Below are 15,334 nucleotides of genomic sequence, written 5' to 3' on the forward strand. Positions count from 1 at the left end.
AAGGTGTGTGTCTACTTAATCTTAATCAGGAGTGAATCATGGACCGATTTCCGCGTTCCGATTCAATAGTACAGCAGACCCGTAGCGGCCTGCAGACGTATATGGCTCAGGTGTACGGCTGGATGACGGTCGGCCTGCTGCTTACCGCGTTTATCGCGTGGTATGCGGCGAACACGCCTGAACTGATGATGTTTATCTTCTCCAGCAAAATCACCTTCTTTGGGCTGATTATCGCCCAGTTGGGGCTGGTGTTCGTGCTCTCCGGTCTGGTGCATAAGCTCAGCGCGGGGATGGCGACCACGCTGTTTATGCTCTATTCGGCGCTAACGGGGCTGACGCTTTCCAGTATTTTTATCGTCTACACCTACTCCTCCATCGCCAGCACGTTTGTGGTGACCGGCGGAATGTTTGGCGCGATGAGCCTCTACGGCTACACCACCAAACGTGACCTGAGCGGCTTTGGCAGCATGCTGTTTATGGGGCTGATTGGGATTGTGCTGGCGTCGCTGGTGAACCTGTGGCTGAAGAGCGACGCGCTGATGTGGGCCATTACCTACATCGGGGTGGTGGTCTTCGTTGGGCTGACGGCGTATGACACGCAGAAGCTGAAAAACATCGGCGAGCAAATTGACGTGCGCGACAGTTCAAACCTGCGCAAATACTCGATTCTGGGCGCGCTGACGCTCTACCTGGACTTCATCAACCTGTTCCTGATGCTGCTGCGGATTTTCGGCAACCGTCGTTAAGGTTGTATTCCCCTCACCCTAACCCTCTCCCCATAGGGGAGAGGGGACTGCTCGGTGCAGTCTTTGCTCCCTCGCTCCTTAGGGGAGAGGGCTGGAGTGAGGGGGCTTTCATTTCGCTAACGCCTTCTCGTTCTTCGCTCTCAGCTTTTTCGCCCGACTCTCCAGCACCAGATAACAGACCGTTGCCAGCGCCAGCGGCAGGAAGTAATAGAGCATGCGGTAGGCGAGCAGGGCGGCGATAATCGTTCCCTGAGAAACATGCTCCCCGGCCAGCAGGGCAATAAATACCGCCTCCAGCACGCCGATCCCCGCAGGAATATGCACAATGACGCCCGCAATACTGCTCACCAGCAGCACGCCCAGCACGAAGAAGTAATTCACGTCCTCGCCAATCAGCAGCCAGATGATGGCCCCCATCGCCATCCAGTTAGCGCTGGATACCGCCATCTGCAGCATCGCGAACTTCCACGACGGCAGCACCAGCTTTTGCCCTTTGATGGTCATATGACGGCGCTTAGCGAAGGCGCAGGCCCACAGATACGCGGCGATGATCAGCAGCAGCACGATGCCCAGAATGCGCAGCGTGGCCTCATCGATGTACCAGTGCGCGGGCAGTTGGACTACGCCGATGGTGAAAATCACTCCGCCGAGCAGAATATAGCCCAGCCAGTTAGTGGTGATGCTCAGGGAAAAAATGCGTGTTATGGTCCCGCCCGGCAGCCCGAGACGCGAGTAGAGGCGATAGCGCATGCCAATCCCCCCGACCCAGGTACTCAGCGTCAGGTTGAAGGCGTAGCAAATAAACGACACCAGCATCACCTGGCGTTTAGCCAGCTTGTGGCCGCAGTATGCCCGGCCAAGCAGGTCGTAGCAGCCGTACATCAGATAACTCACGATAACCAGCCCTGCCGCGCCCAGCAGCACCATCCGGTTGTAGTTGCGGATGACCTTCCACACCTCTTCCCAGTCAACTTTTTGGGCGTAAACCACCAGCAGAACGGCGACCGCAATAAAGAACACCCAGGTAAGAACTTTTTTCGCAAGCCGCCAGCGCGGATGTGATTTCGACATCAGGGTTTGCCTCCGTCTTCCGCCTCAACGCGGTCCTGGGTTTCCATTTCGGGCTGTACCGGCGGGTCGACCTGCGCCAGCTTCGGCGTATGCGCCGGCAGCCAGCCGACCATCGCCGGGAAATGGCGCAGGAAGTGGAACACCACTACGCTGATGCCCAGGTTCCACCAGGTGCGTTTCGGCACCATAGACTCATCCACGCGCACGCAGTCGTTAACGATCAGCGCCTGCAGGTTGTCCCGCAGGGTCTGGTTAAACTGGCGATCGTGAATGATCAGGTTGGCTTCAAGATTGAGCGACAGGCTCAGCGGATCCAGGTTGCTGGATCCGACGGTGGCCCAGTGATCGTCCATCAGCGCCACTTTGCCGTGCAGCGGTCGGCGGCGATATTCGTAGATCTGAACGCCGCCTTTGACCAGGTAGTTATACAGCAGCCTCGCGCCGACTTTGACGATCGGCATATCCGGCTCGCCCTGCACAATCAGCTTCACCCGTACCCCGCGCCGGGCCGCGCTGCGCATGGCGTGCAGCAGGCGATAGCCCGGGAAAAAGTAGGCGTTAGCAATGATCACTTCGCGCTTCGCGTTGGCGAGCATCTTCAGGTAATGGCGTTCAATATCGTCCCGGTGCTCGCCGTTGTCGCGCCAGACGAAAAGGGCCTGCGCTTCGCCGGGCTTGCGGTTCTCCTCCGGGCGATGGCGGCGTTTCCACCAGCGGCGAACGGCCTCTTTTCCCGGCAGGTTCTCCAGTTCGAATAATACGATGTCCTGCACTACCGGGCCCTCAATGCGAATGGCGTAATCCTGCTTCGCTTCCGGGCCGTAGTCGGACATGTGCTCGGCGGAGTAGTTAATGCCGCCGACAAACGCCACCGTCTCATCCACCACCACAATTTTGCGGTGCATCCGGCGGAAAAGGTTGGTCCGCATGCCGAACAGGCGCGGACCGGGATCGTAGTAGCGGAACACCACGCCCGCAGCGGTCAGTTCATTGACGAAACCGTCGCTGAGGTCCGGCGAGCCGTAGCCATCCAGCAGCACTTCAATTTTGATGCCGCGTCGGGCGGCGCGCAGCAGCACGACGTGCAGCTGTTTGCCGACGTTATCTTCGAACCAGATAAAGGTTTCGAGGATCACTCTCTGCTTAGCGTTATCAATCGCCTTAAAGACGGCCGGGTAATACTCGTCGCCGTTGACCAGCAGCGAGATCCGGTTGCCTTCCTGCCAGGAACATTTCATAGGTGGATCTCCGCGCTGAGCGGGGCATGGTCGGAAAGATGTCGCCAGTTGAGGAGCGCCAGGGCGGTCGGGCTGCTGGCGTGGGCATTTTTCACGTAGATACGGTCAAGCCGGAGCAGCGGGAAACGGACCGGAAAGGTGCGCGCAGGCCTGCCGTTGGCGCGAGTAAAAATCTCCTCCAGCCCGGCCTGCACCTTCAGCGGATGGTTTGCCCGCTGCCGCCAGTCGTTGAAATCGCCCGCTACCACTACCGGTTCACCTTCGGGAAGCGCGTTGGCCCAGTCGGCCAGCATATTCAGCTGCGCCTGACGATGGGCCTCGCGCAGGCCAAGGTGAACACAGCCGACATGGATGGGCTGCTCAAGGTCGGGCGGGGTAATGCGGCAGTAAAGCAGGCCGCGCTTTTCGCTTTCTCCGACGGAAACGTCGCGGTTTTCATAATATTCAATAGGGTAGCGGGACAGCACCGCGTTGCCGTGGTGGCCTTCCGGATAGACCGCGTTGCGGCCGTAGGCGTAATCGCTCCACATGGTGTCGGCCAGAAATTCATAGTGCGGCGTGTCGGGCCAGTTCTCAAAGTGGAGCGGATGGACTTCGTGTGCGCCCATCACCTCCTGCAGGCAGACAATATCGGCGCTGACGGTGCGTACCGCGTCGCGCAGCTCCGGTAAAATGAAGCGGCGGTTAAATGCCGTGAAGCCTTTATGAATGTTTATCGTCAGCACCTTAAGCGAGAAATGCTGCATTTTTTGAGTCATAAGCCCCTTCCTGAGTGACTATCCCAATGAAAATAAAGTGTAGTCGGCGTCACAAAAAGATGCGGCGTTACGGAATTTTCCGTAAAGTGCGGTAGTCTGATTAAGCAGAGAAAAATCCTTCAGGAGAGAAGCCATGAAGTGGCAACAACGTGTTCGTGTCGCAACGGGGTTAAGTTGCTGGCAGATAATGTTGCATTTACTGGTCGTGGCCGTGCTGGTGATGGGCTGGATGAGCGGCACGCTGGTGCGTGTTGGCCTGGGGCTATGCGTCCTTTATGGCGTCACCGTGCTGTCGATGCTGTTCTTACAGCGCCACCATGAAGCGCGCTGGCGCGAGGTGGGTGACGTGCTCGAAGAGCTCACCACCACCTGGTATTTTGGTGCGGCGATGATCGTGCTGTGGCTGCTGTCACGCGTGCTGCAAAACAACCTGCTGCTGGCCCTGGCGGGTCTGGCTATCCTCGCAGGGCCTGCGGTCGTCTCGTTGCTGACCAAAGAGAAAAAGCTACGCGATGTTGCGTCTAAACATCGCGTACGCCACTGAGCCCGTCGTGGCCGCGATGACCAGTAGCGGCCACAAACTTCCCCAGACAATATCCAGACTCGCATCCTTCAGATAGATCTGCTTGGTGATGTCCGTAAAGTGGCGAATCGGGTTTATCCACGTCAGATCCTGGAGCCACACCGGCATGTTCTCGACGGGGGAAACGTACCCGGAGAGCAAAATCGCGGGCATCATAAAGACGAATACCCCGATAAACGCCTGCTGCTGCGTTGAGCAGAGCGCCGAAATTAACAGCCCAAACCCCACCAGCGACAGCCCGTAAATCACCATCGTGAAGTAAAACAGCGCCAGCGATCCGGCAAACGGGATCTGGTAGGCCCAAATTCCCACCCCCAGCACGATGGTGGCCTGGAAGGTCGCAACGATCAGCGCCGGCACCGCTTTGCCGACGAAAATTTGCCAGGTGGCGAGCGGGGAGACCAGCAGCTGATCCAGCGTGCCCTGTTCGCGCTCGCGGGCGACGGAGAGGGAGGTGACGATCATCACCCCGATGGTGGTGATCATGGCGATCAGCGACGGCACCACGAACCACTTGTAGTCCAGATTCGGGTTGTACCAGTTGCGCACCACCAGCTCGCTGTTGTTGGGCTTCGATTTACCGTCCATCAGCTCCTGCTGGTAATCCTTCACCACCTGCTGCAGATAGTTGGCCGCGATCTGGGCGCTGTTGGAGTTGCGCCCGTCGAGGATCAGCTGCATCGGCGCGGTCTGGAAGGTGTCCAGATTGCGGGAAAAATCCGCCGGGAAGCGCACCAGCAGCAGGGCTTTTTGCGTATCGATGGTCGGCTGGATTTCCTGCGGGCTTTTCAGCAGCAGGATGTGGGTAAAGGCTTTTGCCCGGGCAAAACGCTGCGTCAGCTCGACGGAATGCCTGCCGTTGTCCTCGTTGTAAATGGCAATGGTGGCGTTGGTCACCTCAAGCGTCGCGGCAAACGGGAACAGCAGTACCTGGATCAGCACCGGCAATACCAGAATGGCGCGGGTTTGCGGCTCGCGCAGCAGGGATTGCAGCTCTTTGCGTATTAACGTCCATAAACGGTAAAACATGCGCGCTCCTTAATCTAACCGCCGTTTGGTTTTCATCCACGTCAACCCGATAAACATCGCCGCTGACGCCATTAAAAACAGCGTGTTGATAATCAGCACCACCGGAATATTCCCCGCCAGGAACAGGCTTTGCAGCGTGCTCACGAAGTAGCGCGCCGGAATGATATAGGTCACGGCGCGGATGACGGCAGGCATACTGTCTATCTGGAAGATAAAGCCGGACAGCATGATCGACGGTAAAAAGGCGGCGTTGAGCGCGACCTGGGCGGCGTTAAACTGGTTGCGGGTGATGGTGGAGATGAGCAGCCCCATCCCCAGCGTGCTGAGTAAAAACAGGCTGGTAATAAAGAACAGCACCACCAGCGAGCCGCGGTACGGCACGCCGAGGATAAAGACGGCGACCAGCATGCAGAGCAGCATCGCCAGCATGCCGAGGAAGTAGTAGGGTATCAGCTTGCACAGCAGCAGCTCGACCCGCGTCACTTCGGTCGAAAGCAGCGCCTCCATGGTGCCGCGCTCCCACTCGCGGGCGATCACCAGCGAGGTCAGGATCGCGCCAATGACCGTCATGATAATCGTCACCGCGCCCGGAATAATAAAGTGCTGGCTGATGGCGGCGGGGTTAAACCAGTAGCGCGTCTGCACGTCAATCAGCGGCTTAAATTCTTCCCCCCGATCTTCCGCGCGCTGCATCTGCCAGAGCTGCCAGATCCCCTCCGCGTAGCCCTGCACGAAGTTCGCGGTGTTCGGCTCGCTGCCGTCGGTGATCACCTGGATCGGCGCATCGGTGTTCGCCCGCGCCATGTTGGCGGCAAAATCCACCGGAATAACGATCAGGCCGCGAATTTTCCCGGCCTGCATCTTCTGGATCAGTTCCTGGCGGCTGTCGCTGATGGTGGCATCAATGTAGGGCGAGCCGGTCATGGCGTGGGTGAAGCTCAGCGCCTCTTCGCTCTGCTGCTCCAGCAAAATCCCGACCCGCAGCCTGCTGGAGTCCAGGTTAATGCCGTAGCCGAAGATAAACAGCAGCAGCAGGGGGATCACCACCGCAATCAGCCAGCTGCTGGGGTCACGCACGATCTGCCGCGTCTCTTTAATGCATAGCGCCCGCACCCGGCGCCAGGAAATGGCGTTACTGCGCATGGGTATTCTCCTTATCCCAGTCGTGGATGAGGGTGATAAACGCCTGCTCCATGGTCGGGTCCGGGACCTCATCGTCGGCGGCCTGGTTTTTCAGGTCGTCCGGCGTGCCGTGGGCAATCAGCTTGCCGCGATAGACCAGCCCGATGCGGTCGCAGTACTCCGCCTCGTCCATGAAGTGGGTGGTCACCATCACGGTCACCCCTTTTTCCACCATGCTGTTGATGTGCAGCCAGAACTCGCGGCGGGTGAGGGGATCAACGCCGGAGGTCGGCTCATCGAGAAACAGAATATCCGGCTCGTGCATCAGCGAGCAGGCCAGCGCGAGGCGCTGCTTAAAGCCGAGGGGCAGTTCGTCGGTGGCGTGGGAGGCAATGTTGGTTAACCCAAAGGCGTCGCTCATGCGGCGGATTTTCTCGCTCTGGGCGCGCCCGCGCAGGCCGTATACCCCGGAGAAAAAGCGCAGATTCTGCTCGACGGTCAGGTTGCCATACAGCGAGAATTTCTGCGCCATATAGCCCAGATGCTGGCGCGCCTTGCCGGAGCTGATCTTGAGATCCATATCCAGCACCAGCGCCTTGCCGGACGTCGGCACCAGCAGGCCGCACATCATCTTAAAGGTGGTCGATTTCCCCGCGCCGTTCGGCCCGAGCAGGCCAAAAATCTCGCCGCGTTTTACCGCGAAGTTGACGTTATCGGTGGCGGCGAAATCGCCGAACTTTTTGGTGAGGGATTTCGCTTCAATCACCGTTTCCCCCGGCGTGCCCTCCACCGTGTGCAGAATGGCGCCGAGAGGAGACTCCGACGTGCCCGCGCCGCCCAGCAGGTCGATAAAGGCGTCCTCAAAGCGCGGCGTTGTCTCTTCCACTTCGATCTCAGGCATGCCGGGCGCGCGGCGAATATCGTCGACGGTGGCCTCTTTTTTGAGGATCGCCCGCACCGAGCGGCCCTGAATCATCCCGTCGCTGACCTGCGGCAGCCTGAGCACCCGCTGCAGCAGCCTGCGGTTGGACTCCTGCGGGCTGTGCAGCAGGAAGCTGCGCCCGGCCATGCTCTGGGTCAGCGTCGTCGGCTCGCCCTGATAAAGCAGTTCGCCCTCGTTCATCAGCAGCACGTCCCGGCACTGTTCGGCTTCGTCGAGGTAGGAGGTGCTCCAGAGGATCAGCATCCCGTCGCCCGCCAGCTCGTGCACCATCTGCCACAGCTCGCGGCGGGAAATCGGGTCCACGCCGACGCCGGGCTCGTCCAGCAGCAGCACCTTCGGCTCGCCCACCAGCGTGCAGGCCAGCCCCAGCTTCTGCTTCATCCCGCCGGAAAGCTTGCCCGCCAGCCGGTCGGTGAACGGGCCGAGGGAGGTAAACTCCAGCAGCCGGGCGAAGGTGTTTTGTCGCGTTTCGCCGGTGACGCTGCGCAGGTCGGCGTACAGGTTCAGGTTTTCCATCACCGTCAGGTCTTCATACAGGCCAAACTTCTGCGGCATGTACCCGAGCATGGCGTGGAGCGCGCCGTCATCTTTGATCGGGTCAAGGCCCAGCACGCTGGCCGAGCCTTCATCCGGCTTCAGCAGACCGGCCAGCATTCGCATCAGCGTGGTTTTGCCCGCCCCGTCCGGGCCGACCAGCCCGGTGACATAGCCTTTCTGGATGGTGCAGTTCAGCGGCGCGACCGCCGGTTTGTCCATCCCCTTAAAGCGTTTAACCAGATTGCTGAGCTGAATAACCGCGTCATTCATGTCGTTCCCCGTTGTTCACTTTTACGGTGACGGGCATGCCCTGACGCAGGGCGTCGTCCGCATCGGTGACGATGATGCGCAGGCGATACACGAGGTCGGTACGCAGGTCCGGCGTTTCAACGGTTTTCGGCGTGAATTCGGCGGTAGGGGAGACGAAGCCCACCTTGCCGTGATACGGCTTGTCCGGGCGACCGTCGGTATAGAGCAGCAGCTCGCGGCCCGGCTGCATCTGGCCGAGATTCGGCTCGTCAATGTAGGCGCGCACCCAGACCGGGCGGGTCAGGGAGAGCGTTAAGACGGTGCTGCCCGCGCTGAGCATGGTGCCCGGCTCCACGGCGCGGGTCATCAGCGTGCCGTCAGACGGCGCGATTAAGGTGGTGTCGTGCAGATCCAGCTCCGCCTGAGCCAGCTGCGCCTGAGCCTGTTCAAGGCTGGCTTTGGTCTGGGCAATGTCCTGCGGGCGGTTACCGGTGTGGTACTGGCTTAATTTGTCCTGCGCGGACTTCAGCGTCGCCTGCGCCTGGTCGCGGGACGAGCGCGCATTCTCCAGATCGTTAGCGGAGATGGTGCGGCTTTTCCACAGCCCCTGCTGGCGCGCGTAGAAGTTCTGCGCGTAGTCGTAGGCCGCCTGCGCCTGCTTAACGGCCGCCGCGGCCTGGGCGATCTCTTCGTCGCGATAGCCGGCCAGCATCAGATCGTACTGCGCCTGGGCGACGGAGACGCCCGCTTTGGCCTGCATGAGGGCGTTCTCGTAGGGCGCTTTATCGAGCACGCCCAGCGTCTGCCCGGTTTTAATGGCATCGCCTTCGTCAACGCTCAGCGAGGCGAGACGTCCGCCGACGCGGAAGCTCATGTTCACCGTGCGAATATCCACGTTACCGTACAGCGTCAGGCCTTTATCCTGATGGCTCTGATACCACAGCCATCCACCGACGCCCGCGGCAAGCAAAACAACAACCACCAGAATGATGGCGACAGGTTTTTTCATGACTTCAGGCTCCTTTGCGTTAAGCCTTGCAGGATCAGATCGAGATGACAGGCGATGACCTGGCCAATCTGCGCGGCTTTATCCTCATCAAATTGTGTCCAGCCGGTGCGTAACAGGATGGTTTCCCGGCCCAGACGGAAGGCAAGGATCTCACCCAGCAGGGCGTGGGTATGCAAAATGGTCTCGGTATCGTTGGCATTGCGCCCGGTATAGGCGGCGATCAGCCGGGTCAGGTGGGTATGCATCGGGGCAATCACCCGATCGTGTACCCGCTGATAGGCGGCAGTGGGGGAGAGCTGCTCCCGGGAGATAAACTTGCTCAGGTTGAGCGTATCGTCGTGCGTCAGCAGGCGAATCATATTGTGGCAGGCAGTGAGAATAAGCTTGCGAACGGCGGCGCGATCGGGCGACGGCTCGCCGAGCAGCGCGGTGGCTTCCTCAACGTGCGGCTGAAACTGCGTACCGATAAAATCGGCGATCCAGTCGGCGCAGGCGAGATATAAATCCTCTTTTGAGCCAAAATAGTAGGTAATCGCCGCAATGTTCTGCCCGGCCAGCGCGGCAATATCGCGCGTGGTCGCATGCAGCCCGTACTCGCCGAACTGCGCCAGCGCGGCGGCGATAAGCTGATTTTTGGCCTGTTCACCTTTGCTTGTTGTGGGTGTCGTATTCATAGCAGCAGTAAAAATTAATCAATCGATTGATTAAGATTATGCCTGATTCACGCTAACGTCGAGGAAACGCTGAGGGATATTTTATGCGCCACGTCACAAAAGCTGCTACACTCCGCCCCTTCGCGACATTGTGGTTTTTGTCCTCCCCTATTCGTTATATCTCCCTGAAAACTACACCTGTGATGGTCGGGGCGGTTCGGAGTTTTTATGTCTTTTGATTCCCTTGGCCTGAACCCGGAAATTCTGCGCGCGATCGCAGAGCAGGGCTACGTTGAGCCAACCCCAATCCAGCAGCAGGCTATTCCTGCCGTTCTTCAGGGCCGTGACCTGATGGCCAGCGCCCAGACCGGCACCGGTAAAACCGCGGGCTTTACGCTGCCGCTGTTAGAGCTGCTGGTAAAAAACCAGCCGCACGCCAAAGGCCGTCGTCCGGTTCGTGCGCTGATCCTGACCCCAACCCGCGAGCTGGCGGCGCAGATTGGCGAGAACGTGCGTGACTACAGCCGCTATCTCAACATTCGCTCGCTGGTCGTTTTCGGCGGCGTCAGCATCAACCCGCAGATGATGAAGCTGCGCGGCGGCGTGGACGTGCTGGTGGCAACGCCGGGTCGTCTGCTGGATCTCGAACACCAGAACGCGGTGAAGCTCGATAGCATCGAAATTCTGGTGCTGGACGAAGCCGACCGCATGCTGGACATGGGCTTCATCCACGACATTCGTCGCGTGCTGGCTAAGCTGCCCGCGCGTCGTCAGAACCTGCTCTTCTCCGCGACCTTCTCCGACGAGATCAAGGCGCTGGCGGAAAAGCTGCTGCATAACCCGCTGGAAGTGGAAGTGGCGCGTCGCAACACCGCCTCCGAGCAGGTGACGCAGCACGTTCACTTTGTGGATAAAAAGCGCAAGCGGGAACTGCTCTCCCAGATGATCGGCCAGGGTAACTGGCAGCAGGTGCTGGTCTTCACCCGCACCAAGCACGGCGCGAATCACCTGGCGGAACAGCTGAATAAAGACGGCATCCGCAGCGCCGCCATTCACGGTAACAAGAGCCAGGGCGCGCGTACCCGTGCGCTGGCGGACTTCAAGTCTGGCGACATTCGCGTGCTGGTGGCAACCGACATCGCCGCCCGTGGTCTGGACATTGAAGAGCTGCCGCACGTGGTGAACTACGAGCTGCCAAACGTGCCGGAAGACTACGTGCACCGTATTGGCCGTACCGGCCGCGCGGCGGCAACCGGTGAGGCGCTCTCTCTGGTCTGCGTGGATGAACACAAGCTGCTGCGCGACATCGAACGCCTGCTGAAGAAAGAGATCCCGCGCATCGAAACCCCGGGCTATGAAGTGGATCCGTCCATCAAGGCGGAGCCGATTCAGAACGGTCGTCAGGGTGGCGGTCGCGGCCAGGGCGGCGGCGGTCGCGGTCAGCAGCCGCGTCGTGCCGAAGGCGGCACGCCGAAGCCAGCGGGCAAACCGCCGCGTCGTAGCAACGACGGCAAATCGTCCGGTGAAAACCCGTGGCGCAGCGGCGAAGGCAAGCCGGCAGGAGAAGGGCAGCGCCGACGCCGCCCGCGCAAGCCTGCTAACCCGCAGTAATCTGGAAGCCCGGTCGTAAAGCCGGGCTTTTCTTTTTGCGGCAGCGAACAGAAAGTGCCACAATAGTGGCTGTTTATACAGTATTTCAGGTTTTCCGATGGCTTTAACCGCTGCGCTCAAGGCGCAAATTGGCGCATGGTATAAGGCGCTACAACAGCAGATCCCCGACTTTATCCCCCGAGCGCCCCAGCGGCAGATGATTGCCGACGTGGCAAAAACGCTCGCCGGGGACGACGGGCGACATCTGGCGATTGAAGCCCCAACCGGCGTCGGGAAAACCTTGTCGTATCTTATTCCCGGCATCGCCATTGCGCGGGAAGAGGACAAAACGCTGGTGGTCAGCACCGCCAACGTGGCACTGCAGGATCAGATCTTCAGCAAAGATTTACCGCTGCTGCGCAAAATCATCCCCGATCTGCGGTTTACGGCTGCCTTCGGGCGCGGGCGCTACGTCTGTCCGCGCAACCTGGCGGCGCTTGCCAGCAGCGAGCCGAATCAGCAGGATCTGCTCGCGTTTCTGGACGACGAGCTGACGCCGAACAATAAGGCCGAGCAGGAGCAGTGTGCAAAACTCAAAGCCGAGCTTGACGGCTATAAGTGGGACGGCCTGCGGGATCACACCAGTCTGGCGATTAACGACGATCTGTGGCGCAGGCTCAGCACCGACAAAGCCAGCTGCCTGAACCGCAACTGCCACTACTACCGCGAGTGCCCGTTCTTTGTCGCCCGGCGTGAGATTCAGGAGGCGGAAGTGGTGGTCGCTAACCACGCGCTGGTGATGGCCGCGCTCGAGAGCGAAGCGGTGCTGCCGGAGCCCAAAAACCTGCTGCTGGTGCTTGATGAAGGCCACCATCTGCCGGACGTGGCGCGCGACGCGCTGGAGATGAGCGCCGAGATTACCGCGCCCTGGTTCCGCCTGCAGCTCGATCTCTTCTGCAAGCTTGTCGCCACCTGCATGGAGCAGTTTCGCCCGAAAACCACGCCGCCGCTGGCGGTGCCCGAGCGACTGAGCGACCACTGTGAAGAGGTTTACGGCCTGATCGCCTCGCTCAACAACATCCTGAATCTTTATCTTCCGGCAACCCAGGAAGCGGAACACCGCTTTGCGATGGGCGAACTGCCGGAAGAGGTGATGGAGATCTGCCAGCAGCTGGCGAAGCACCTCGAAAAGCTGCGCGGGCTGGCGGAGATGTTTTTAAACGATCTCAGCGAGAAAACCGGCTCGCATGACGTGGTGCGCCTGCACCGCATTCTGCTGCAGATGAACCGCGCGCTCGGCATGTTTGAGGCGCAGAGCAAGCTCTGGCGGCTGGCCTCGATGGCGCAGGCGTCCGGCGCGCCGGTCACCAAGTGGGCCACCCGCGAGGTGCGCGACGGACAGGTGCATCTGTTTTTCCACTGCGTGGGCATCCGCGTGGCCGATCAGCTGGAAAAGCTGATCTGGCGCAGCGTGCCGCACGTGGTGGTGACCTCCGCCACGCTGCGCTCGCTGAACAGCTTCTCCCGCTTGCAGGAGATGAGCGGGCTCAAAGAGAAGGCGGGCGACCGCTTCGTGGCGCTGGACTCGCCGTTCAACCACTGCGAGCAGGGCAAGCTGGTGATCCCGCGCATGACGTTTGAGCCGCTGATCGACAACGAAGAGCAGCACATTGCCGAGATGGCGGCCTACTTCCGCGAACAGGTCGAGAGTAAAAAGTACCCCGGCATGCTGGTGCTGTTTGCCAGCGGGCGGGCGATGCAGCGCTTCCTGGAGCACGTCACCGATCTGCGTTTACTCCTGCTGGTGCAGGGGGATCAGCCGCGCTACCGGCTGGTGGAAACCCACCGTAAGCGCATCGATAGCGGCGAGCGCAGCGTGCTGGTGGGGCTGCAGTCATTTGCGGAAGGTCTGGATTTGAAGGGCGATTACCTGACGCAGGTGCATATCCATAAGATTGCCTTCCCCCCCATCGACAGCCCGGTGGTGATCACCGAAGGGGAGTGGCTGAAAAGCCTCAACCGCTATCCGTTTGAGGTGCAGAGTTTGCCTGCGGCGTCGTTTAACCTGATTCAGCAGGTGGGGCGTTTGATTCGAAGCCACGGCTGCTGGGGAGAGGTGGTGATTTACGACAAACGCCTGCTGACCAAAAATTACGGCCAGCGGCTCCTGAACGCGCTGCCGGTCTTCCCGATTGAACAGCCGGAGGTGCCGGAGGTAAAAAAACGCCCGGCAAAACTGGCCGCCGGGCGTCGAAAAAGCATCCGTGCTAAGGGGCGCGGTCCTACTGGTAAGTGAAGGTCACCTGAACGACGCTGCTGAAGGTGCCCGCGGTCACCGGCATAGAGGTGGCGTAATAGCGGGCGGCCAGCGGGAAGGTGGCCGAATGGTTGGTTTGGTCGATCACCGCGTTAAAGCTCGCCTGCGGCGCGATGAGGATATGGTCCTGACTGTCCGCCAGCTCCAGCGCCAGACCCTTCGCGCTGCCCGTGCTGGCAAACTTGGTCGGGTGCGCGCCGTCCGGCTGGCCGTAAAAGAAGGCGGTTGCCAGGGCGAGGGAGCGTGGACAGTGCGTCACGTTCAGGCTGAAGGTTTTCCAGGCGCCGGTATCCCCCACGTCGCGAAAATCGCTTGAGGCCGCCTGGCCCAAATCAACGGTTAAATTCTTGCTGGCGCTGTCCACGACGCAGGTATTGGCGAAAATGTTACCCGTCATTTGCAGCTGAATATCGTCAGCCTGGGCCTGAGTCATCAGGATGGCGGCCAGCGCGGCCAGCATCAGGATACGTTTTTTCATCATCATCACTTATAGGCCAGCGTAATGGTGGCGACGGCGTTTGCCGGGCCAGGAGTGACTTCATCAGCCACCTGCAGGTAGTTCAGCTTCACCGGGATATCCAGCGTCTGGTTGGCGTAGGCCATGCTTTCGGTTGGGGTGTAGGTATCGAACGTGGCCAGCTCGTTGTCGATCACCATGCGAACGCCGACCCCCGTTGCCACGCCGTCCTCCGGCGTGAGCTTAATCACCCCTTCGTAGCCGGGCACGTAGCCGTTACTGCTGGTCACCTTAAACTCAGGCTGAACGTTGGCGTTACAGTTCACCGTGATGTTGAATTTCTTATCGGGCATTGAAAGCGTACCGACCGCGATGAAATCACTCACCGGAAAATCGCCTATGTTGACGGTCAGGGTTCTTGGCAGCACGGAGCAGGTGACGTTTTCGAGGTTTACGTTGCCCGAATAAGAAATGGTATTGGGGTCGCTAATCCCTTCATGTTGATAAACGCCGACACCAAATTTTGACGCAGCCTGGGAAAGCGAGCCTGATTTAACCGTATCACTGGTTTTCACCAGCTCAAGAGTGGCGTCAAAACTAAACGACTCAGCGACATCATCGGAGACATATCCCAGCGGTGTGGCGGTTGAGTTACAGTAAACCCCTCCTGCGCCGGTAATTCGCTGACCTTTATCATTCATCAATGCAACACCGACGCCTTCAATGCCCGATTCATAAACCCCTGAAAGACCGGGTATTTCGGTACCTGAACCGTAATAACATGCAACGATAGGCAAGCCGTAGTCAGCAGGGTTATAACAATTACCCGAAATGTGAACGGTCTGCTCGGTGCCGGGAATGGTGGCCCCAACAGGCAACGTGCTGGAGACAGAGATGGATGACACGTTAATCATTTTTGGCAAATCGGGCGAAGTACACGTTGCCTTCGCATGCGGCATAAACAGCGATGCGGTCGCCAGGACGAGTAGGAAAAAGCATTGTTTTACAAGCTGCATATAAGCACCTGCCGGG

14 protein-coding genes are annotated in these 15,334 nt (G+C 59.6%); 4 read left to right on the top strand and 10 right to left on the bottom strand.

The features are described from left to right. Positions 1 to 38: 38 nt before the first annotated feature. Complete coding sequence (locus L6R44_RS16450; RefSeq protein WP_032639005.1) at positions 39 to 746, top strand: Bax inhibitor-1/YccA family protein; 708 nt, start codon at positions 39 to 41, stop codon at positions 744 to 746. Positions 747 to 854: 108 nt separating this feature from the next. On the opposite strand, the gene L6R44_RS16455 is transcribed toward L6R44_RS16450, so the two are convergent. From L6R44_RS16455 to L6R44_RS16465, 3 genes are read right to left on the bottom strand one after another with little or no spacing between them, the layout of a single operon-like run. Continuing rightward, a complete protein-coding gene (locus L6R44_RS16455; RefSeq protein WP_237424798.1) occupies positions 855 to 1,817 on the bottom strand; it encodes a lysylphosphatidylglycerol synthase transmembrane domain-containing protein in 963 nt (320 codons plus the stop codon). Continuing rightward, positions 1,817 to 3,055: a cardiolipin synthase ClsB gene (clsB, locus tag L6R44_RS16460; protein WP_237424799.1), complete on the bottom strand. Its 1,239-nt coding sequence runs from the start codon at positions 3,053 to 3,055 to the stop codon at positions 1,817 to 1,819. Before clsB ends, L6R44_RS16455 begins: the two co-directional genes overlap by 1 nt. After that, the gene (locus L6R44_RS16465) at positions 3,052 to 3,813 is read right to left on the bottom strand and encodes an endonuclease/exonuclease/phosphatase family protein (protein WP_237424800.1); all 762 of its coding nucleotides are present in this window, start codon (positions 3,811 to 3,813) and stop codon (positions 3,052 to 3,054) included. The genes clsB and L6R44_RS16465 overlap by 4 nt, the downstream gene beginning before the upstream one ends. A gap of 133 nt (positions 3,814 to 3,946) precedes the next feature. Here L6R44_RS16465 and L6R44_RS16470 point away from each other — a divergent pair, with 133 nt between their 5' ends. Beyond that, positions 3,947 to 4,357 (top strand): YbhQ family protein, encoded by a 411-nt coding sequence (locus tag L6R44_RS16470; protein WP_023334980.1) that lies wholly within the window; start codon positions 3,947 to 3,949, stop codon positions 4,355 to 4,357. Here L6R44_RS16470 and L6R44_RS16475 read toward each other — a convergent pair. From L6R44_RS16475 to cecR, 5 genes are read right to left on the bottom strand one after another with little or no spacing between them, the layout of a single operon-like run. Next, a complete protein-coding gene (locus tag L6R44_RS16475; protein ID WP_237424801.1) occupies positions 4,319 to 5,425 on the bottom strand; it encodes an ABC transporter permease in 1,107 nt (368 codons plus the stop codon). The two genes, L6R44_RS16470 and L6R44_RS16475, sit on opposite strands and share 39 nt — an antisense overlap. Positions 5,426 to 5,434: 9 nt before the next feature. After that, positions 5,435 to 6,568: an ABC transporter permease gene (locus L6R44_RS16480; RefSeq protein WP_237424802.1), complete on the bottom strand. Its 1,134-nt coding sequence runs from the start codon at positions 6,566 to 6,568 to the stop codon at positions 5,435 to 5,437. After that, entirely contained in the window at positions 6,558 to 8,297 is a 1,740-nt protein-coding gene (locus L6R44_RS16485) for an ATP-binding cassette domain-containing protein (RefSeq protein WP_237424803.1), read from the bottom strand. The genes L6R44_RS16480 and L6R44_RS16485 overlap by 11 nt, the downstream gene beginning before the upstream one ends. Beyond that, positions 8,290 to 9,285: a secretion protein HlyD gene (gene hlyD, locus L6R44_RS16490; protein ID WP_237424804.1), complete on the bottom strand. Its 996-nt coding sequence runs from the start codon at positions 9,283 to 9,285 to the stop codon at positions 8,290 to 8,292. The genes L6R44_RS16485 and hlyD overlap by 8 nt, the downstream gene beginning before the upstream one ends. After that, positions 9,282 to 9,959: a transcriptional regulator CecR gene (gene cecR, locus L6R44_RS16495; protein WP_237424805.1), complete on the bottom strand. Its 678-nt coding sequence runs from the start codon at positions 9,957 to 9,959 to the stop codon at positions 9,282 to 9,284. The genes hlyD and cecR overlap by 4 nt, the downstream gene beginning before the upstream one ends. A 207-nt stretch (positions 9,960 to 10,166) precedes the next feature. Between cecR and rhlE the strand changes: the two genes are divergently transcribed. Both rhlE and dinG read left to right on the top strand, forming a co-directional pair. Then, entirely contained in the window at positions 10,167 to 11,549 is a 1,383-nt protein-coding gene (gene rhlE / locus L6R44_RS16500; protein ID WP_237424806.1) for an ATP-dependent RNA helicase RhlE, read from the top strand. 97 nt (positions 11,550 to 11,646) lie between these two features. Next, positions 11,647 to 13,824 (top strand): ATP-dependent DNA helicase DinG, encoded by a 2,178-nt coding sequence (dinG, locus tag L6R44_RS16505; protein ID WP_237424807.1) that lies wholly within the window; start codon positions 11,647 to 11,649, stop codon positions 13,822 to 13,824. Here dinG and L6R44_RS16510 read toward each other — a convergent pair. Both L6R44_RS16510 and L6R44_RS16515 read right to left on the bottom strand, forming a co-directional pair. Then, complete coding sequence (locus L6R44_RS16510) at positions 13,811 to 14,323, bottom strand: fimbrial protein (RefSeq protein ID WP_237424845.1); 513 nt, start codon at positions 14,321 to 14,323, stop codon at positions 13,811 to 13,813. The genes dinG and L6R44_RS16510 overlap by 14 nt on opposite strands. Positions 14,324 to 14,328: 5 nt before the next feature. After that, positions 14,329 to 15,318, bottom strand: a complete 990-nt coding sequence (locus L6R44_RS16515) for a fimbrial protein (protein WP_237424808.1) — start codon at positions 15,316 to 15,318, stop codon at positions 14,329 to 14,331. Positions 15,319 to 15,334: the final 16 nt, after the last annotated feature.

The sequence above is a fragment of the Enterobacter cloacae complex sp. ECC445 genome, from assembly GCF_021892025.1.
Taxonomy (GTDB): Bacteria; Pseudomonadota; Gammaproteobacteria; order Enterobacterales; family Enterobacteriaceae; genus Enterobacter; species Enterobacter chengduensis.